The following is a 19,230-nucleotide window of genomic DNA, read 5'->3' as shown; positions in this document are numbered from 1 at the left end:
GAAGACGGATTGACCGGCCCAGAGCGCCTCCCTATACTGCGCCGCCATCGTGCCTCGGTGGCGGAATGGTAGACGCGGCGGATTCAAAATCCGTTTCTGGCGACAGAGTGAGAGTTCGAGTCTCTCCCGGGGCACCACGATATCTCCAAGCCTGCAAAGGCTTCCTCCCGCGCTTCCCCGCTCGTTTGCAAGGCAATCTACCGCCGGTAAAGATTGGCCTAACGGGGATTGGCAATTCCTCAAAAACTACGTAGAGTTGGGCAACTGTGTTTGCATGGGTCGCTGTTGAATCGTGACCTGATGCGGTAGATCACCAGATCCGCTACATCCCGCTCGACTTCTCTTACCTCTTTGCAACCAGTTTCCAGCCCTTCTGCCGCGTCAGTGAACAGCAGGCTGTCATCAACTTCAGTTTCAAGGAAAAAGATATGTCGAATCGTCAAACCGGCACCGTCAAGTGGTTCAACGACGAGAAAGGTTTTGGTTTCATCACCCCGGAAAGCGGCCCGGATCTGTTCGTTCACTTCCGCGCTATCGAAGGCTCCGGCTTCCGTAGCCTGAAAGAAGGCCAGAAGGTCACCTTCGAAGCCGTACAAGGCCAGAAAGGCATGCAGGCTGACAAGGTTCAGGTAGTTAACTAATTACCTGAGCGTCGCCGAAAGCCCCTGATGGAAACATCAGGGGTTTTTTTATGCCCGCAGATCGACGAAAGCCCCGGCACCGAGGCAAGCACTGGATTCACACGTGATACTTCGTTGAAGCTCGCCTGTGCGTGATGGGCCCCGTGGGGCGAACAAATCGAGCAATGCTCATTAACAGCTCCCCACCCGTTCGGCTGTTAGAATGGCGTGCCGTCCACATGCCAAGAGCCCGCAATGCCGAAATATCAGCTGCGCCCCCAGGGCGATTTCCCTGCCGCCGGGCTGGTTCGCCGCTTCGCCGCGATCTTCTACGACTTCCTTCTCTGCGTTGCCCTGCTGATGGTGGTTACCCTGATCTACCAACAGGTAGTGCTGCGCCTGATCTACGGCGGCGAGCGCCTGCGCCAGCTGGCCGACCAGGGCGCCCTCTCGGGCGATCCGCTGCTCTCCACACTGCTGGTCTTCGCGCTGTTCGGCTTCTTCGCCAAGTTCTGGACCCACAACGGGCAGACCCTCGGCATGCAAGTCTGGGGCATCCGCGTACAGAACAAGGACGGCTCGGCCATCAGCCTGTGGCAGGCGCTGCTGCGTTTCGTGATCGCCATCGGTTCCTGGCTGGTGCTGGGCCTTGGCTTCTTCTGGAGCCTCTGGGACAAACAGAAGCGCACCTGGCACGACATCTATTCCGAAACCCAGGTGGTCCGCATACCCAAGGACGCACACAAGAAATGACCCACGAAAAAGCCGGCGAAAGCCGGCTTTTTCTTGCGTCGATTACGACTCAGCCCGCGCGCCTCAGCAACCAGATGCCAGCCAGGGCACAGACGCCCGCCGGCACCAGCACCGCGAACAGCGGCGAGAAGCCGAACACCAGGCTCGAGGGTCCGAGCAGGTCCTGGCTGATGCGCACCACGAAGCCGATCACCACGCCGGTGAATACCCGCTGACCAAGGGTCACCGAGCGCAGCGGGCCGAAGATGAACGAGATCGCCATCAGCACCAGGGCTGCGGTGACCAGGGGCTGCAGAACCTTGGTCCAGAACGCCAGCCAGTAACGACCGTTGTTCAGCCCCTGTTCCGCCAGATAGTGGGTGTAGCGCCAGAGGCCGGTGATCGACAGCGCCTCGGGCTCCATGACCACGGTGCCGAGCAATTCCGGCTTGAGCTCGACATCCCAGCGCTCGGTAACGCTGTTGACCACCTCGGTGTGATCGCCACGGAAATGGGTCGTGGTCACATCCTCCAGTTGCCAGAAGTCGCCCTGATACAGCGCGCGCCTGGCGAAGCTGGCCGACTGCATGTGACGCTCACCGTCGAAGTGGTAGCGGGTCACGCCATAGAGCACGCCATTGGGCTGCACGGCGTTGATGTGGACGAACTCCTCGCCCTGGCGATGCCAGAGACCGCGCTTGGAGCTCTGCGCGTCCCCGCCACCTTGGGCGAGAGAGCGATTGGCCTGAGCCAGGTTCTCACTCCAGGGGGCGACATACTCGCCAATCAGCACACCCACCAGCATCAGCACCAGCATGGGTTTCATCACCGCCCAGACGATGCGACCGATGGAGACGCCGGCGGCACGCATCACCGTCAGCTCGCTGCTGCTGGCGAGGGTACCGAGGCCGATCAGGCTGCCGATCAGTGCCGCCATGGGCAGCATGTCGTAGATACGGCGCGGCAGGGTGAGGAAGACGTACCAGGCAGCGGCCAGCACGTCGTAGTCGCCGCCCACATCGCCCAGTTCGTCGATGAAGGCGAACAACGCGGCGAGGCTGACGATGATCCCCAGCACCGCGAGGATGCCGAAGAACACGCTGGTGCCGATGTAACGATCCAACCTAACCATGGGCCACCTCACGGGCATCACGACGAGCCGCCCACTTCAGGCGCAGAGGCTCCCAGTACAACAACAACAGGCCGACGGAGAAGAACAGGCCGTGCACCCACCACAGGCCGACCGACATGGGGATACGCCCCTTGTCCAGCTGGCCACGCGCGGCGATCAGCAGGGCCAGGTAGGCCATATAAAGCAGGATCGCCGGCAGCAACTTGAGGAAGCGGCCCTGGCGCGGATTGACCTTGGACAGCGGCACCGCCAGCAGGGTGACCACGAACACCAGCAACGGAATGGACAAACGCCACTGCAGCTCGGCCTGGTAGCGCGGGTCGTTGCTGCCGATCAGCTCGGACGTGGGCACCGCCTCGCGCTCGCCGATCTCGGAACTGATCTCCGGCTTGGGCAGCAGCACGCCGTAGGTTTCGTACTGGATGATGCGGTAGTCCGCCTTGCCGGGATTGCCGTCGTAGCGGTAACCGTTCTTGAGGATCAGGTAGCGGCTGCCATCCGGCTGGATCTCCTGGTGGCCTTTCTCCGCCACCAGCACGCCAATCCCACGGTCCTTGCCGTCCTGCCGCGAAATGCGTTTTTCCGAGATGAACACGCCACCCAGCTCGCCACGATCACCGGACAGGGTTTCGGTGTAGGTCACCCGGCCACCGCCCTTGAGGGCCTGGAAGCGTCCGGGAACCAGGGTATCCAGCTCGGTCAGGGCGTCCTGCTCATTGAGGATGCGCGCCACCTGGGATACGCCCTGGGGCGCCAGGCCCAGGCTCAGCCAGGCCACGAGCAGCGCGACCAGCAGGGCCGGTGCCAGGCTGTAGGCCATCAGGCGCTGCTGGCTCATGCCCGTGGCGCTCAGGACGGTCATTTCGCTTTCGAGGTAGAGCCGGCCATAGGCCAGCAGGAAACCGAGGAACAACCCGAGGGGAAGGATCAGTTGGAGGAAGCCGGGAATCCGGAACCCCATGATCAGGAACAGCACGCCGGGGTCCAGGGCTCCCTGTGCGGCCTGCGCCAGATACTTGATGAAACGGCCGCTCATGATGATCACCAGCAGCACGGCACTGACCGCGCTCAGGGTGACCAGAACCTCGCGGGAGAGATAACGGAAGACAATCAAACCAGACACTCCAGGGTTGTCAGGCTCAGGCGGCTACGCTCAAACTAGCCGCTTTATGGCCAGCCCGCCGTTCTGACGGGCCACTGAAAAAATAGCCGGCATTATCCGTCAATCCCGGCTCTTTGTCTTGGGGACACATGTCATGGAATTCCTTGTCAAAAGCGCCCGTCTGGAAACTCTGAAAACCGCCACGCTGGTCGTCGCCGTCGGAGAAGGACGCAAGCTCGGCGCAGCCGCCCAGGCCGTGGACGCTGCGGCTGGCGGTGCCATCAGCACCCTGCTCAAGCGCGGCGACCTGGCCGGCAAGGTAGGCCAGACCCTGCTCCTGCACAGCCTCCCCAACCTCAAAGCCGAGCGCGTGCTGCTGGTGGGCAGCGGCAAGGAGCGCGAGCTCTCTGACCGCCAGTTCCGCAAAATGATCGCCGCCGCGAACGGCGTGCTGAAGGGCCTTGGCGGCAGCGACGCCACCCTGGCCCTGTCCGAGCTTGCGGTGAAGGGCCGCGACGCCTATGGCAAGGCCCGCCTGATGGTGGAAACCCTGGCCGACGGCGCCTACGTCTTTGACCGTTTCAAGAGCCAGAAGGCCGAGCCCAAGGCCCTCAAGAAAGTCACCCTGCTGGTGGAGAAGGCCGACCAGGCCGACGTCGAGCGTGGCAGCCTGCACGCCCAGGCCATCGCCAACGGCATGGCCTTCACCCGCGACCTGGGCAACCTGCCGCCGAACCTCTGCCATCCCAGTTTCATCGCCGAAGAAGCCAAGGCCCTGGCCAAGGCGCACAAGAACCTCAAGGTCGAAGTGCTGGACGAGAAGAAACTCAAGGAACTGGGTGCCGGCGCCTTCCTCGCCGTGGCCCAGGGCAGCGAGCAGCCGCCGCGAATGATCGTGCTCAACTACCAGGGCGGCAAGAAGGACGAGAAACCTTTCGCCCTGGTCGGCAAGGGCATCACCTTCGACACCGGCGGCATCAGCATCAAGCCGGCTGCCGGCATGGACGAGATGAAGTACGACATGTGCGGCGCCGCCAGCGTGCTCGGTACCTTCCGCGCCGTGCTCGAACTGCAGCTGCCGATCAACCTGGTGGGCCTGCTGGCCTGCGCCGAGAACATGCCCAGCGGCGGCGCCACCCGTCCGGGCGACATCGTCACCACCATGAGCGGCCAGACCGTCGAGATCCTCAACACCGACGCCGAAGGCCGCCTGGTGCTGTGCGACACCCTGACCTATGCCGAGCGCTTCAAGCCCCAGGCAGTGATCGACATTGCCACCCTCACCGGCGCCTGCATCGTCGCCCTGGGCAGCAACACCTCGGGCCTGATGGGCAACAACGACGCACTGGTGAAGCAGATCCTCAAGGCCGGCGAATACGCCGACGACCGCGCCTGGCAGCTGCCGCTGTTCGACGAGTATCAGGAGCAGCTGGACAGCCCCTTCGCCGACATCGCCAACATCGGCGGTCCGAAGGCCGGCACCATCACCGCCGGATGCTTCCTGTCGCGCTTCGCCAAGAAGTTCCACTGGGCGCACCTGGACATCGCCGGCACCGCCTGGGTCAGCGGTGGCAAGGATAAAGGCGCCACTGGCCGTCCGGTGCCGCTGCTCACCCAGTACCTGCTGGACCGCATCAAGTGAGGATAGAGTTCTATGTACTCTCGTCGGCCAACCCGGTGGACCGCCTGCGCGCGGCCTGCCAGTTGGCCGCCAAGGGCTGGAGGCATGGGCTGCCGGTCCTGCTGCGCTGTACCGATGCCGCCCAGCGCGATGAGCTGGACGCGCTGCTCTGGCGCTTTCGCGCCGAAAGTTTCATCCCCCACAGCCTCATCGACGACGACGCCGACGCCCCGGTGGTGCTGGCCCTGGACGAAGCGCCGGCCACCCGGCAAGGCCTGCTGATCAACCTCGCCTCGACCATTTCCCCCCACGTCGACCGTTTCAGCCGGGTCATCGAGATCGTCAACCAGGAACCCGCCCTGCTTGCCGCCTGCCGGGAGAATTTCCGCAGCTACCGGCAGCGGGGCTATGATCCGAAACGAGTCGAACTCTAGCCGTAGCCGTACCATGGATACCCCCAAGCTCCCCCCCAAGCCGGCACACTTGCTGGACGACCTCGAATCCATTCGAGCCTTGCTCGGTGACGAGCCCAATGGCGCAGAACCTCCCCTGCTCACCGAGACCCTGGATGCCGATGGCATTCCACTCCTGTCCGAGATAGTCGAGCCCGTGCCCGTGCCTCCGGCCGCCGAGACGCCGCCAGCCCCGCCGCGGCCCCTGTTCCAGGCAGCCCCGGTCGCTCCGGCCCCGGCCCCGACTCCGACTCCGCCGGTCGAGGGTGCTCCCGCACCTGCGCTGGCGCCCACCCAACCCATTGCGGATGCCATCCGCCAGCGCATGACGCCTGCCGCCAACCCCGAGCTGGTACGACTGGACAACGAGTTGCGCGCCGCCGCACAGCTGATCCTGCAGGATGTGATCGACGATTTCGTCCCGCAGATCGAAGCCGAGCTCAAGCGTCGCCTCGAAGCCCGGCTGACCCGCCTGCTGCCACCCCGCCGGCAGTAATCCACCGCGCCCGGTGCCACCGGGCGCGCCCGCAACGCGCGCCAATTCTTTCGACGCCTCGTTGCCGCTATACTCTCCCGTTTTCCCGTTCAGACGCCTCTAGGGTCCCCGCCGAACCATGGACAAGACCTACCAGCCCCACGCCATCGAAACTTCCTGGTACCAGACCTGGGAGAAGAACAACTACTTCGCCCCGCAAGGTTCCGGCGAGCCCTACACCATCATGATCCCGCCGCCGAACGTGACCGGCAGCCTGCACATGGGTCATGGCTTCAACAACGCCATCATGGATGCCCTGATCCGCTTCCGCCGCATGCAGGGTCGCAACACCCTGTGGCAGCCGGGCACCGACCATGCCGGCATCGCCACCCAGATGGTGGTGGAGCGCCAGCTGGCCGCCCAGGGCGTCAGCCGCCATGACCTCGGCCGCGAGAAGTTCCTCGAGAAGGTCTGGGAGTGGAAGGAACAGTCCGGCGGCACCATCACCCGTCAGATCCGCCGCCTCGGCTCCTCCGTGGACTGGACGCGCGAGCGCTTCACCATGGACGACGGCCTGTCAGACGCGGTGAAGGAAGCCTTCGTGCGCCTGCATGAAGATGGCCTGATCTACCGTGGCAAGCGCCTGGTCAACTGGGACACCAAGTTCCACACCGCCATCTCCGACCTCGAAGTGGAAAACCACGACGAGAAAGGCAGCCTGTGGAACCTGCGCTATCCGCTGGCCGACGGCCAAAAGACCGCCGACGGCAAGAACTACCTGATCGTCGCCACCACTCGTCCGGAAACCATGCTGGGTGACAGCGCCGTTGCCGTGCACCCGGAAGACGAGCGCTACAAGAACCTAATCGGCACCTTCGTCGAGCTGCCCCTGGTGGGCCGCCGCATCCCGATCGTCGCAGACGAGTACTGCGACCCCGAATTCGGCACCGGTTGCGTGAAGATCACCCCGGCCCACGACTTCAACGACTATGAAGTCGGCAAGCGCCACAACCTGCCGCTGATCAACATCTTCGACAAGAACGCCGCCGTGCTGGCCCATGCCCAGGTGTTCAACCTCGACGGCAACGTCAATCACGACGTGGACGGCAGCCTGCCGGCCCAGTTCGCCGGCCTCGACCGTTTCGAGGCGCGCAAGCAGATCGTCGCCGCCTTCGAGCAGCTCGGCCTGCTGGAAAAGATCGAGGACCACGCGCTGAAAGTGCCCAAGGGCGATCGCTCCGGCACCGTCATCGAGCCCTGGCTGACCGACCAGTGGTACGTCTCCACCAAGCCGCTGGCCGAACCTGCCATCGCCGCCGTGGAAGACGGCCGCATCCAGTTCGTGCCCAAGCAGTACGAAAACATGTACTTCTCCTGGATGCGCGACATCCAGGACTGGTGCATCAGCCGCCAGCTGTGGTGGGGCCACCGCATCCCGGCCTGGTACGACGAGGAAGGCAATGTCTACGTCGGCCGCAATGAAGCCGAGGTCCGTGCCAAGCACAACCTGGGCGACCTCCCACTGACCCAGGACGAAGACGTGCTCGACACCTGGTTCAGCTCGGGCCTGTGGACCTTCTCCACCCTGGGCTGGCCGGAACAGACCGAGTTCCTCAAGACCTTCCACCCCACCGATGTGCTGGTCACCGGCTTCGACATCATCTTCTTCTGGGTCGCCCGCATGATCATGCTGACCATGCACCTGGTGAAGAACGAGGACGGCAGCGCACAGGTTCCGTTCAAGACCGTCTACGTCCATGGCCTGGTGCGCGACTCCCAGGGCCACAAGATGTCCAAGTCCAAGGGCAACGTCCTGGACCCGCTGGATATCGTCGACGGCATCGACCTGGACACCCTGCTGGAAAAACGCACCAGCGGCATGATGCAGCCCAAGCTCGCCGAGAAGATCGCCAAGCAGACCAAGGCCGAGTTCCCCGAAGGCATCAACAGCTACGGCACCGACGCCCTGCGCTTCACCTTCCTCTCGCTGGCCTCCACCGGCCGTGACGTGAAGTTCGACATGGGCCGCGTCGAGGGCTACCGCAACTTCTGCAACAAGCTGTGGAACGCCGCCAACTTCGTCATCGAGAACACTGATGGCCAGGACACTGGCGTCAACGACGAGCCGGTCGAACTGTCCTCCGTGGACCGCTGGATCATCTCCGCCCTGCAGCGCACCGAAGCCGAAGTCACCCGTCATCTGGACGGCTTCCGCTTCGACCTGGCCGCCCAGACCCTCTACGAGTTCGTCTGGGACCAGTACTGCGCCTGGTACCTGGAACTGGTCAAGCCGGTGCTGTGGGACGAGAACGCCCCCATCGAGCGCCAGCGCGGCACCCGCCGTACCCTGATCCGCGTGCTGGAAGTGGCCCTGCGCCTTGCGCATCCGTTCATGCCCTTCATCACCGAAGAAATCTGGCAGCGCATCAAGGGCCAGGCCGGCAAGAACGGCGCCACCCTGATGCTGCAACCCTGGCCGGTTGCCGTGGAAGAGCGCATCGATGCCGCTGCCGAAGGCGACATCGAATGGGTCAAGGCGTTCATGCTCGGCGTGCGGCAGATCCGTGGCGAGATGAACATCTCCATGGCCAAGCGCATCGACATCATCCTCGCCAATGCCAACGACGAAGACCGTCGCCGGCTGGCCGACAACGAACCGCTGCTGAAGAAGCTGGCCAAGCTGGAGACCATTCGCGTCCTTGCTGCTGGCGAAGAAGCACCGATGTCCGCCACCGCCCTGGTGGGTGACATGCAGGTGCTGGTGCCCATGGCCGGCCTGATCGACAAGGACGCCGAACTGGCCCGCCTGGACAAGGAAATCCAGCGCCTGGACGGTGAAGTGAAACGTGTCGGCGGCAAACTGGGCAACGAAGGCTTCGTCGCCAAGGCGCCCGCCGAGGTGATCGAGAAGGAACGCGCCAAGCTGGCCGAGGCCGAACAGGCCCTGGCCAACCTGACCGAACAGCGCTCGCGAATCGCCAGCCTGTAACCCCCGACGAGGCCCGCTATTGCGGGCCTTGTTCTTTCTGCCGAAGGACAGTCCATGGAAACCAGCAAGACCAAGACCAGCTTCTACCGCCGCCTCTACGTGGCCTGGCTGATCGACAGCGGCGCCGCTACCAGCGTCCCGGCCATCATGGAGGCCACCGGCATGCCTCGCCGTACGGCGCAGGACACGCTGCTGGCCCTGGGCGAGCTGGATATCGACTGCCATTTCGAGCAGCAGTCCGGCGAGCGCAACAACGCCGGGCACTACGTGATCCGCGACTGGGGTGCCATCGACAAGCACTGGATCGCCGCTAACCTGCATCAGATCAAGGCGGTCCTGAACTACCCCTGACAGACTGCCGCCCCCGCAAGGAACCTGGGAGTCGCGTTTGAACCTCGATCTGCTGATGGTGCTTGGCCTGCTCGTGGTCGCCATCACCCTGTTCATCCTCAACAAGCCACGCATGGACGTGGTCGCCCTGCTGGTCATAGTCGCCCTGCCGCTGACCGGCATCCTCGATATCCAGCACACCCTGGCCGGCTTCAGCGATCCCAGCGTGGTATTGATCGCCGCCCTCTTCGTCATCGGCGACGGCCTGGTCCGCACCGGCATCGCCTATCGCCTCGGTGACTGGCTGGTGGCACGCGCCGGCAGCAGCGAAACGCGCCTGCTGGTACTGCTGATGCTGGCCGCCGCCGGCCTCGGCTCGGTGATGAGTTCCACCGGCGTGGTGGCCATCTTCATTCCCGTCGCCCTCGGCGTCGCCGCGCGCCTGAAGATCGCCCCTGCGCGACTGATGATGCCGCTGGCCTTTGCCGGCCTGATCAGCGGCATGCTCACCCTGGTCGCCACCGCCCCCAACCTGGTGGTGCACAGCGAGCTGCGCCGCGCCGGCCTGGACGGCTTCGGCTTCTTCAGCCTGACCCCGGTGGGCCTGGCAGTGCTGGCCCTGGGCATCGTCTACATGCTGCTGACCCGGCACTGGCTCACACCCCGGGGCAGCGACGAAGCTGCCGCCGTGCCGCGCCTGACCCTGTCCGACCTGGCCACGGCCTACGCGCTCAACGAACGGGAACGGCGCCTCAAGGTGCGCGCAGACTCGCCGCTGGCGCGCCAGGCCCTCAACGAACTGGAGCTGCGCAAGCAGTACGGCATCAACGTGATTGCCGTCGAGCGCCAGCGTCGTTTCCGCACGCTCCTGCTGATGGCTACCGGCGACACCCTGCTGGAACCCGGCGACGTACTGCTGGTGGACCTCGCCAGCCCCACCATCGGCCTGCTCGGCGCCTACCAGGAGCTGGGCCTGGAACCCCTGCCGCTGCCCTCCTCCTACTACAGCCTGCACGCCCACCAGCTGGGGTTGGCCGAAGTGGCGCTGCCACCGGAATCGAAGCTGCCGGGCAAGACCATCCAGGAGCTGGGCTTCCGCTCCCGCCACAAGCTCAATGTGGTTGGCCTGCGCCGCCACGGAGACGCGCTGGACGGCGTACTGGTGGACGAAAAACTGAAGGCCTCCGACATGCTGCTGGTAGCCGGCGAATGGAAGGCCATCCACCAGTTGCAGGGCCAGAGCCGCGACTTCCTCGTGCTGAGCCTGCCCGCCGAGGTGGACGAAGTGGCTCCCACCGCGCGCAAGGCGCCCTACGCGCTGCTCAGCCTGGCGGTGATGATCTTCCTGATGGTCAGCGGCCTGGTGCCCAACGTGATGGCCGCGCTGATCGGTTGCCTGCTGATGGGTGCCTTCCGCTGCATCGACCTGGACAGCGCCTACCGCGCCATTCACTGGCCGACCCTGATCCTCATCGTCGGCATGCTGCCCTTCGCCCAGGCCCTGCAACAGACCGGAGGCATCGACCTGGCGGTGAAGGGGCTGGTGGCGGTGCTGGGCAACGCCGGCCCCTACGCCATGCTCGCCTGCCTGTTCATCGTCACGGCGTTGATCGGCCTGTTCATCTCCAATACCGCCACCGCCGTGCTCATGGCCCCGGTGGCCATCGCCACAGCCCAGCAACTGGGAATGTCGCCCTATCCCTTCGCCATGATCGTAGCCCTGGCAGCCTCGGCAGCCTTCATGACGCCCATTTCGTCCCCCGTGAACACCCTGGTGCTGGGCCCCGGCCAGTACCGCTTCGGGGACTTCGTGAAGGTAGGTGTTCCATTTACCGTCCTGGTGATGATCGTCAGTGTGTTCCTGGTACCGCTGGTGTTCCCGCTCTGAGCTTCAATGAAAGGGACGACGCCGGAGCCTGCTCATGCACAAGTACCACCGCCTGCTGCTGGTAGCCCTGTGCCTTGGCCTGCTGCTGGCGGCTTTCCAGTTCAGCGGGCTGCGAGAGCACCTGAGCCTCCAGTATCTCCGTGACATCCTGCTGGCCCACAAGGGCTGGGGCCTTGTGCTTTTCGCGCTGCTATTCGCCCTCGGCAACCTGATCCAGATCCCCGGCTGGATCTTCCTCGCCGCCGCCGTGCTGGCACTGGGGCGCTTCTGGGGCGGTCTTGCCACCTACCTGGCGGCGACCTTCTCCTGTTGTTCAACTTTCGTGCTGATGCGGCTGCTGGGTGGCAGTGTCCTGCGCGAACTGGACAGCCGGCTGGCACAGCGCATCCTCGCGCACCTCGACGAGCGCCCGGTGGCGGTCATCACACTGTTGCGAGTGCTGTTCCAGACGCTGCCCGCGCTCAATTACGCCCTCAGCCTCAGTGGCGTGCGCTTTCGTCATTACCTGACGGGAACCCTGCTCGGCCTCCCACTGCCCATTGCGGTCTACTGCCTGTTCTTCGATTACCTGGGCCAAGCCCTTCACCTTTCCTGACGCGAGCTCCCCGCCTGTGGGAAAATTCCGCGTTTCCCCCTGCCGACACCGCCACCATGCCGCAACCACCGAAGCGCCCCCATCCCGCCACCGCCAAGCCGCCCGCCGCCAAGGGCCAGTTGCACCCGCGCAACCGCCACCAGGGCCGCTATGACTTCCCCAAGCTGATCCAGGGCAGCCCGGAGCTGGCGCGCTTCGTCATCACCAACCCCTACGGCAAGGAGAGCATCGACTTCGCCGACCCGGAGGCCGTCAAGGTATTCAACCGGGCGCTGCTGCGGCAGTTCTACGGCATCCGCCACTGGGATATCCCCGCCGGCTACCTCTGCCCCCCCATTCCCGGTCGCGCCGACTATCTGCACGGCCTGGCCGACCTGCTGGCCGACGGCAATGGCGGGCAGGTTCCCCGTGGCAAAGGCATCCAGGCGCTGGATATCGGCGTCGGCGCCAACTGCATCTACCCGCTGATCGGCCACAGTGAATACGGCTGGCACTTCACCGGCGCCGACATCGACGGCACCGCCCTGGGCTCGGCCCGCGCCATCGTCCAGTCCAACCAGCTGGACAGCGCCATCGACCTGCGCCAGCAGGCCCAGCCGAAGAACATCTTCAAGGGCCTGATCGCACCGGGTGAGCGCTTCGACCTGACCCTGTGCAACCCGCCCTTCCACAGCTCGCTGGAGGAAGCCACCCGTGGCAGCCAGCGCAAGTGGAAGAACCTCGGCAAACTCGACCCCAAGCGCAAGCTGCCGGTGCTCAACTTCGGCGGCCAGGGCGCTGAGCTCTGGTGCGAGGGCGGCGAAGCCGGCTTCCTGCAACGGATGGTCGACGAGAGCGTGCAGTTCAAGGAACAGGTGCTGTGGTTCAGCAGTCTGGTATCCAAAGGCGGCAACCTGCCCGGTATGGAAGCCCGCCTGCGGCGCAGCGACGCCGTGGAAATCCGCACACGGGAGATGGCCCAGGGCCAGAAGCAGAGCCGCTTCGTCGCCTGGACCTTCCTCGATGCCGCACGGCGCGAAGCCTGGCGCAAGGAACGCTGGGGCTGATCACCCTCACCCCTGCCCTCTCCCGCAAGCCGGAGAGGGGGCTGTCCGTGTCACCTGTCCTGTGGGAGCGATTTCAATCGCGAATGCATTCGCTCCCACAGCGATCGCCCGATCTACGCCCCGACCGCGAAGCAGGCATCCAGCCGGCTGTACCCCATGCCCACGCCCTTGTGCACCTTGAGCTGCACCGGGATGCGCTCTTTCAGGGCTTCCACGTGGCTGATCACGCCGATCATCTTGCCGCTGGCGTTCAGTGCATCCAGGGCGTCGAGCGCGACTTCCAGGGTCTCGCCATCCAGGGTGCCGAAGCCCTCATCGAGGAACAGCGAATCGATGCTAGTCTTGTGGCTGACCAGGTCGGATAGCGCCAGTGCCAGCGCCAGGCTGACCAGGAAGCTCTCGCCGCCGGACAGGGTCTTGCAGTCCCGGACGACGTCGGCCTGCCAGGTATCCACCACCTCCAGCTCCAGATCGCCGCCGTGGCGCCGAGCCAGTTGATAACGGCCATGAAGACGTTGCAACTGCAGGTTGGCCAGGTGAACCAGATGGTCCAGGGTCAGGCCCTGGGCAAACTTGCGGTACTTGGCGCCGTCGGCCGAGCCCACCAGGCCATTGAAGCGTTGCCAGAGGTCGTACTCGGTTTCCTGCCGGGCAATCTCGGCGAACAGTGCCTGCTGGCCCTGCCGGCGCTGCTCATCGCCGGAAAGCTGGGCACGAATTTCACCCTGGCGCTGGCTCAGCCCGCGCATCCTTTCGGTCAGGGCCTGCCATTCAGCTTCCAGCCGCTCGCGGTCCAGTGCACGCTGAGGCGAAGCCTGCAGGCTCTCTGCCAGGGCCCGGGCATCAGCCAGCAAGGCGTCGGCATCCCCCAGCTCGCGGTTCAGACGCTGATGCAACGCCAGCAGGGCGTCGCGCTCGGTATCGTCCAGCAATGCGGCCAGGAAGGCCGCCTCGTCGGCAAAGGGGCTGTTTGCCAGGCCCTGACGCCAGGCATCCAGTTGCAGGTGCAGCTGATGCCGGGTTTCCCGGACCCGCTGGTCCTGGCTGCGCTCGGTGCCCTTGAGCTGGTTGAGCCGTTGTTGCGCCGCCTCCAGTTCCGCGTTCACGGTCGCAAGCGCCGCCTGGGGATCGCTCACGGGCGCCAGGGGCGCCTGTTCGGTGTGGCCGGACGCCTGCCAGCGCCCCAGCCACAGGCGGGCCTGTTCGCGGGCGATTTCCAGTGCGTGCTGCTGGTCACGCAGCTGACCGTCCAGTTGCTGGCTCGCCGCCTGGTCCTTCTGCCATTGCAGCCATTCGGCCTCGCGCTCGGCCAGCCAGGCATCCCCGGCCTCCGGCAGGCTGTAGCCAAGGGGTGCCAGGCCTGCGGCCAGCTGTTCGCGAGCCTCGCGCTGCCGGGCGTCCAGCTGTTCCAGGCGCTGGAGGGTGACCTGCTCCTGCTGGCGCAATCCCTGCTGTTCCTTTTCCAGCAGTGCAAGCTGGCTGGTGCAGTCATGCAGCGTTCTTTCGCGCTGCTGGCGCAGGTCTCGGGCCGACGCCAGGGCGGATTTGAGCGCGTCCAGTTGCGACAGCCGCCCCTGCAGCGCCTGCAGCCGCTCGGCGTGGCCCAGCAGCTCGGCCTGCAAGGCGGCCAGGTCAGGTACCTGCAGCTCCAGCGCCTGGCACAGCTCGCGCCAGCGCTCCACGAACTCGCGCTGTTCCACCTCGCCCCCTTGCAGCACCTCGTTGAGCTGCGCGACCTGTGCATCCAGGGCGGCCAGCCGGCTGCTCAGGGTTTCGCCCTGCTGACGAACCTCGTCCTGGACGGCTTTGCAGTCCTGCAGGCCCTGCTGGGTGGCGGAGAGGTTGAGGGCCTGGTATTCGGCGATGGCCGGGTGTTCGTGGGAGCCGCACAGCGGACAGGCTTCGCCGGGCTGCAGGGCCGTGCGATAGGCCTCCAGCTGCTGGATGCGCTGCTCCTGTTCGAGGAGTTTTTCCTTGTCGGCGATCTGCTGCTTGAGCTCGGCGAATCGACGACGCAGGCCTTCGCGCTGTTCGCTCAAGGCCTTCTGCTCGTCCTGCACGGGCCGCAGTTGCTCGCGGGCTCGCGCCTGTCGCTCGGCCAGTTGCCGGCGCTGCTGGGAGAGTTGCTCCAGGCGCTCCAGTTGGCGGCCGCGCTCCAGCAGTTGCTGCCACTGGCTGCGCAGCGCGGCATCGTCCTGCCCGCCCAGCAGCGCATCGAGCCGGCCCTGTGCTTCGGCCTCCGCCTGCTGGGCCTGTTCCTGTTCGCTCCGAGCGCCTTCCAATGCGGTACGGGCCAGCTCGAGGCAAGCCGTCAGTTCGCTGGCCTGGCGCGTCTGTCCCGCCTGGACGCTGCGTAGTTCGGCCAGCTCCGCCTCGCGTCGGGCCAATGCACTGAATTCGGCCTTCCAGGCCCCCAGGTGCTCGCCCAGCCGTGCTCGCTGGGGTTGTTCGGCCAGACGCCTCTCCAGGGCCTCTCGCTCGATCTGGAGGCTTCCAAGGGCATTCTGCCGGGCCTGCACCCACTGTCCCCCCAGCTGTGCACCTTGCCAGAGCTGGTCGAGGATGCGCTCTGCCAGGCCCTGCAGGTCGTGACGAGTGACCCGCAGCTCGCTTTCATCCTGATTCAGCTGCTGCTGGGCCCGCTGCCAGTCGCGGTGCAGCGGCAGCAGCTTGCTGGCCGGCTCGCTGGCGGCCAGGCGCGCCAGCTGCGGCTGCGCCTGCTCCAGCGCGGCGCGGGCAGCGACGCCCTGCTGCTCGGCGGCCTGCTGGCGGGCCAGCGCCTTGTCCAGCTCGTCGCGCCACTGGCGCTGGCGTTGCAGGTCAGCCTGGTGGACCTGTAACCGTTGCTCTTCGCCGGCGAGGGTTTCGGACTCCTGCTGCAAGGCCGCACGAGCCTCTTCGTTGAGCAGCTCCACGCCTTCGGCACGGGCGCGCAGCTGATCCAGACCGACCTTAACTTCACGGGTCCGCTCGAACACCCGCTGGGAAATACGCCCGTAGATTTCGGTGCCGGTCAGTTCTTCGAGCAATTCCGCGCGCTGGTTCGCGCTGGCTTCGAGGAAGGCGGCGAAACCGCCCTGGGCCAGCAGCATCGATTTGGTGAAGCGCTCGAAGTCGAGACCGGTCAGGCTTTCGGTCAGCTTGAGCTTGTCGTTGATCTTGTCGGTGAGGATCTCGCCATCCAGCACCCGCGCCAGCTCCACCCTGGGTGGCTGCAGGCCGCCATCGGCCTTGTCGCGGGCCCGCCGCTGGCTCCAGAAGGCGCGATAGGCCACGCCCTTCACTTCGAACTCCACTTCAGCCAGGCAGTCGGCGGTGTGCCGGGTCATCAGTTCGTTGATGCTGGCCGAGACCGTACCCATGCGCGGGGTGCGGTGGTAAAGCGCCAGGCAGATGGCATCCAGCAGGGTGGTCTTGCCGGCACCGGTGGGGCCGGTGATGGCGAACAGGCCATTGCCGGCGAAGGGCTCGCCGGTGAAATCGATCCTCCACTCGCCCTTCAGCGAGTTGAGATTCTTAAGGCGCAGGCTGAGGATTTTCATGCCTGTTCCTCCCGCAGCCCGGCCAGCACTTCACGGTGCAACCCCAGCAGGTTGCCGCGCAGGGCCTCGTCCAGTTCCTCGCTCTCCAGCCGCTTGTCGAAGACTTCCTCCGGGTTCAGCTCATCGAGGGTCTCCCGCCCTTCGCGCACAAGGCCCGGCAGGGCATTGCCGCGCTCACGACGGATGCGCAGCACCTCCACTGGCAGACCTTCGCAAAGGGACGCCAGGCGCGCCTGCAGGTCACTGAGGTAATCGTCGGCACTGACCAGCACTTCCAGCCACACCGGGCGCTCCGGCGTCCCCTCGCGGGCCACCTCGGTCAATTGCGCGGGCAGGTCCGCCAGGGTGCCGCGCAGGGAGTGCAGGGACTGGAAACGCGGCACCGGCAGCGCCTCCACCTTGTGCAGGCCGATACTGTCCAGCTCCACCAGCAGCACCTCCTTCTGCTGCCGCGCCTCGTCGAACGACAGCGGAATGGGCGAGCCGCAGTAGCGGATGTGTTCCAGGCCACCGACCTTCTGCGGCCTGTGGATATGTCCGAGGGCGATGTAGTCGGCCGCCGGGAAGGCACTGGTGGGGAAGGCCTCCAGGGCACCGACGTAGATCTCCCGCACCGACTCGCTGGCACTGGCGCCCACGGTGGTCAGATGGCCGGTGGCGACGATGGGCAGACCGCCGCCCAGTTCGGCGCGGCGCTGCTCGGCCAGGGCGAAGAGCCGCTGGTAGTGATCCTGGATAGCCTGCTGCAGGGATAGCTGCTTGTCCGCCGCACTCTGCCCAGCCTGGCTTTGCAGCACGTCGCGCGGGCGGATGAAAGGAATGGCGCAAAGGACCGCTCCCGGCGCACCGGAGCGGCGTTTCAGCACCAGCACCTGCTCGTCGAGCTCGGCGCCCACTGCCGGCACCACGCGGGTGTCCAGCTGCGCCAGCAGGGTGCGGCTTTCGCCGAGCATGGCCACCGAATCATGATTGCCACCGAGCACCACCAGGCTGGCGCCGGCATCGCGCAGTTCGACGATGAACTGGTTGTACTGCTCGCGGGCGTAGCTGGGCGGCGCGCCGGTATCGAAGACGTCGCCGGCGATCAGCACCGCGTCCACCTGGCGCTCGCGCACCTGTTCGATCAGCCAGCGGCAGAAGGCCTGGTGCTCGGCCTGGCGGGTCTTGCCCATGAAGTGCTGGCCCAGGTGCCAGTCGGAGGTGTGGAGGATGCGCATCGTGGATCACTGTGGCGGAACGGAAATGCCGGCAACCCTGTCATTTCCTTGGCAGCCTGGCAACCGCCGAGCCGCTATCCTTCCCAGCATCCGCTGCAGACAAGGACTGACATGCAACGCATCTTCCGCGACCTCAAGATCATGATCCTGGCCAACCTCTGGTTGATCCCGGTGATGGCGGCGCTGGTGGGCGCCCTCTTCTACTTCGTCGCCCCACCGCCGCCCATGCATGTGCGGCTGGCCACCGGCAGTCCATCGGGGGGTTACAACGCCTTCGGCGAGAGACTCAAGGAAGAACTGGCCAAGCAAGGATTCGAGCTGGAACTGGTGCGCAGCAGCGGCTCGCTGGACAACCTGGCCAAGCTGCAGAGCGGCGAGGTGGAGATCGCCCTGGTGCAGAGCGGCCAGGAGCTCACCCTGAGCGCGAAAGAGCGCGAGCACCTGCACGGCCTCGGCGTGATGTACCAGGAGCCGCTCTGGCTGTTCAAACGCAAGGAACTGGAGATCGACAGCATGGCGGACCTGCTGCAATTGCGCGTGGCCATCGGCGCCGCGAACAGCGGCACCCGCTCGGTCAGCGACGCGATCCTCGCCGCCAACCAGATCAGCCCTGGGCGCTACCCGCAACAGTGGCAGGCCATCAGCGGCAGCCCGGCGGCCAACGCCCTGCTGGCTGGCGAACTGGACGCCGGCTTCTTCCTCGGCCCGGCGGAAAGCAACGTGGTGCAACGGCTGGCGGCCAGCCCCGAACTGGACCTGGTGAGCCTGCGCCGCAGCGCTGCCTACCGTGCGCGCCTGCCCTACCTGACCAAGCTGGAGGTGGGCGAAGGTGTGCTGAACCTCGCCAGCAACAGCCCCTCGCGGGACATCCGCACCCTGGCGCCGGTGGCCACCCTAGTGGCGAACGACGAGTTCCACCCCTCGCTCACCCCGCTGATCCTCGAAGCGGCACGCGAGGTAATGAAGAACGGCACCTTGCTCGACCCGCCCGGCACCTACCCCAGCGCAAAGCCGCAGACGCTCTCCAACCTTGGCGAAGCGGATTACTACTACGAGAAGGGCCTGCCGATACTGCAGCGCTACCTGCCCTTCCGCATCGCCTCCCTGGCCGACCGCTACATCATCCTGCTGATCCCGCTGATCGTGATCATGATCCCGCTGTCCAAGGCCATCGGCCCGATCTACCGCTGGCGCATCCGCGCGCGCATCTACCGCTGGTACAAGTACCTGCGCGAGATCGACCGCAAGCTGGACTCCAGCACGCCGCCGGAACAGCTCGCCGCGCAGATAGACGAACTGGAGGTGCTGGAGCGACGCCTGGCCAAGGTGGAAGTGCCGCTGTCCTACTCCAACGAGTTGTACGACCTGCATGTGCACCTGCGCTACGTGATCGAACGCCTGCACGCGCTGCAGAGACGGCAGGCAGCGGAAGAACAGGTCGGGTAAACTGGCGAACTTTTTCCACCCGGCGCGTCATTGCGCCGGATGT

At 65.5% G+C, this 19,230-nt stretch carries 15 protein-coding genes and 1 tRNA gene; 12 read left to right on the top strand and 4 right to left on the bottom strand.

From position 1 onward, the window contains the following. Positions 1 to 51 precede the first annotated feature (51 nt). The 3 genes from FXN65_RS05240 (at position 52) to FXN65_RS05230 (ending at position 1,373) form a co-directional block, all read left to right on the top strand. Positions 52 to 137, top strand: a tRNA-Leu gene (locus FXN65_RS05240). 291 nt (positions 138 to 428) lie between these two features. Then, positions 429 to 641, top strand: a complete 213-nt coding sequence (locus tag FXN65_RS05235) for a cold-shock protein (RefSeq protein ID WP_016491057.1) — start codon at positions 429 to 431, stop codon at positions 639 to 641. Positions 642 to 875: 234 nt separating this feature from the next. Continuing rightward, complete coding sequence (locus FXN65_RS05230) at positions 876 to 1,373, top strand: RDD family protein (RefSeq protein WP_151132032.1); 498 nt, start codon at positions 876 to 878, stop codon at positions 1,371 to 1,373. A gap of 49 nt (positions 1,374 to 1,422) precedes the next feature. Here the strand turns inward: FXN65_RS05230 and lptG are convergent, their stop codons facing one another. Next, positions 1,423 to 2,484 (bottom strand): LPS export ABC transporter permease LptG, encoded by a 1,062-nt coding sequence (gene lptG, locus FXN65_RS05225; RefSeq protein WP_151132031.1) that lies wholly within the window; start codon positions 2,482 to 2,484, stop codon positions 1,423 to 1,425. After that, positions 2,477 to 3,598, bottom strand: coding sequence for an LPS export ABC transporter permease LptF (gene lptF, locus FXN65_RS05220; protein WP_151132030.1), 1,122 nt, complete (start codon positions 3,596 to 3,598; stop codon positions 2,477 to 2,479). Before lptF ends, lptG begins: the two co-directional genes overlap by 8 nt. 142 nt (positions 3,599 to 3,740) lie before the next feature. On the opposite strand from lptF, the gene FXN65_RS05215 reads away from it, so the two are divergent. From FXN65_RS05215 to rlmF, 8 genes are all read left to right on the top strand, one after another. Then, entirely contained in the window at positions 3,741 to 5,228 is a 1,488-nt protein-coding gene (locus FXN65_RS05215) for a leucyl aminopeptidase (protein ID WP_151132029.1), read from the top strand. Then, a complete protein-coding gene (locus FXN65_RS05210; protein WP_151132028.1) occupies positions 5,225 to 5,641 on the top strand; it encodes a DNA polymerase III subunit chi in 417 nt (138 codons plus the stop codon). Before FXN65_RS05215 ends, FXN65_RS05210 begins: the two co-directional genes overlap by 4 nt. 13 nt (positions 5,642 to 5,654) lie before the next feature. Next, positions 5,655 to 6,155, top strand: coding sequence for a DNA polymerase III subunit chi (locus FXN65_RS05205; RefSeq protein WP_151132027.1), 501 nt, complete (start codon positions 5,655 to 5,657; stop codon positions 6,153 to 6,155). Positions 6,156 to 6,273: 118 nt separating this feature from the next. Continuing rightward, a complete protein-coding gene (locus tag FXN65_RS05200) occupies positions 6,274 to 9,123 on the top strand; it encodes a valine--tRNA ligase (RefSeq protein WP_151132026.1) in 2,850 nt (949 codons plus the stop codon). A 54-nt stretch (positions 9,124 to 9,177) separates the two neighbouring features. Beyond that, on the top strand, positions 9,178 to 9,474 hold the full coding sequence (locus tag FXN65_RS05195) for a winged helix-turn-helix domain-containing protein (RefSeq protein WP_151132025.1): 297 nt from the start codon (positions 9,178 to 9,180) through the stop codon (positions 9,472 to 9,474). A gap of 37 nt (positions 9,475 to 9,511) precedes the next feature. Beyond that, on the top strand, positions 9,512 to 11,341 hold the full coding sequence (locus FXN65_RS05190; protein ID WP_151132024.1) for an SLC13 family permease: 1,830 nt from the start codon (positions 9,512 to 9,514) through the stop codon (positions 11,339 to 11,341). Positions 11,342 to 11,375: 34 nt separating this feature from the next. Then, on the top strand, positions 11,376 to 11,936 hold the full coding sequence (locus tag FXN65_RS05185; RefSeq protein WP_151132023.1) for a VTT domain-containing protein: 561 nt from the start codon (positions 11,376 to 11,378) through the stop codon (positions 11,934 to 11,936). A gap of 56 nt (positions 11,937 to 11,992) precedes the next feature. Continuing rightward, positions 11,993 to 12,982, top strand: coding sequence for a 23S rRNA (adenine(1618)-N(6))-methyltransferase RlmF (gene rlmF / locus FXN65_RS05180; RefSeq protein WP_151132022.1), 990 nt, complete (start codon positions 11,993 to 11,995; stop codon positions 12,980 to 12,982). A gap of 113 nt (positions 12,983 to 13,095) precedes the next feature. Here the strand turns inward: rlmF and FXN65_RS05175 are convergent, their stop codons facing one another. Together FXN65_RS05175 and sbcD are read right to left on the bottom strand one after the other, a co-directional pair. Beyond that, positions 13,096 to 16,524, bottom strand: coding sequence for an AAA family ATPase (locus FXN65_RS05175; RefSeq protein ID WP_151132021.1), 3,429 nt, complete (start codon positions 16,522 to 16,524; stop codon positions 13,096 to 13,098). Then, positions 16,521 to 17,741, bottom strand: a complete 1,221-nt coding sequence (gene sbcD, locus FXN65_RS05170) for an exonuclease subunit SbcD (RefSeq protein ID WP_151132020.1) — start codon at positions 17,739 to 17,741, stop codon at positions 16,521 to 16,523. Before sbcD ends, FXN65_RS05175 begins: the two co-directional genes overlap by 4 nt. A 111-nt stretch (positions 17,742 to 17,852) precedes the next feature. Here sbcD and FXN65_RS05165 point away from each other — a divergent pair, with 111 nt between their 5' ends. Beyond that, positions 17,853 to 19,187 carry a TAXI family TRAP transporter solute-binding subunit gene (locus FXN65_RS05165; protein ID WP_151132019.1) on the top strand — a complete coding sequence of 445 codons (1,335 nt, stop codon included), beginning with the start codon at positions 17,853 to 17,855 and terminating at the stop codon, positions 19,185 to 19,187. The last annotated feature ends 43 nt before the right edge of the window (positions 19,188 to 19,230 follow it).

Origin of the sequence: Pseudomonas lalkuanensis (assembly GCF_008807375.1) — a bacterium.
Classification (GTDB): domain Bacteria; phylum Pseudomonadota; class Gammaproteobacteria; order Pseudomonadales; family Pseudomonadaceae; genus Metapseudomonas; species Metapseudomonas lalkuanensis.
This window is presented reverse-complemented; position numbering and strand designations above follow the sequence as displayed.

Excerpts from the sequence above, each read along its gene's own strand:
- FXN65_RS05205 (WP_151132027.1), top strand. The coding sequence starts at position 5,655 with ATGGATACCCCCAAGCTCCCCCCCAAGCCGGCACACTTGCTGGACGAC.
- rlmF (WP_151132022.1), top strand. The coding sequence starts at position 11,993 with ATGCCGCAACCACCGAAGCGCCCCCATCCCGCCACCGCCAAGCCGCCC.
- FXN65_RS05215 (WP_151132029.1), top strand. The coding sequence starts at position 3,741 with ATGGAATTCCTTGTCAAAAGCGCCCGTCTGGAAACTCTGAAAACCGCC.
- FXN65_RS05175 (WP_151132021.1), bottom strand. The coding sequence starts at position 16,524 with ATGAAAATCCTCAGCCTGCGCCTTAAGAATCTCAACTCGCTGAAGGGC.
- sbcD (WP_151132020.1), bottom strand. The coding sequence starts at position 17,741 with ATGCGCATCCTCCACACCTCCGACTGGCACCTGGGCCAGCACTTCATG.
- FXN65_RS05230 (WP_151132032.1), top strand. The coding sequence starts at position 876 with ATGCCGAAATATCAGCTGCGCCCCCAGGGCGATTTCCCTGCCGCCGGG.
- FXN65_RS05195 (WP_151132025.1), top strand. The coding sequence starts at position 9,178 with ATGGAAACCAGCAAGACCAAGACCAGCTTCTACCGCCGCCTCTACGTG.
- FXN65_RS05200 (WP_151132026.1), top strand. The coding sequence starts at position 6,274 with ATGGACAAGACCTACCAGCCCCACGCCATCGAAACTTCCTGGTACCAG.
- FXN65_RS05185 (WP_151132023.1), top strand. The coding sequence starts at position 11,376 with ATGCACAAGTACCACCGCCTGCTGCTGGTAGCCCTGTGCCTTGGCCTG.
- lptG (WP_151132031.1), bottom strand. The coding sequence starts at position 2,484 with ATGGTTAGGTTGGATCGTTACATCGGCACCAGCGTGTTCTTCGGCATC.
- FXN65_RS05235 (WP_016491057.1), top strand. The coding sequence starts at position 429 with ATGTCGAATCGTCAAACCGGCACCGTCAAGTGGTTCAACGACGAGAAA.
- FXN65_RS05165 (WP_151132019.1), top strand. The coding sequence starts at position 17,853 with ATGCAACGCATCTTCCGCGACCTCAAGATCATGATCCTGGCCAACCTC.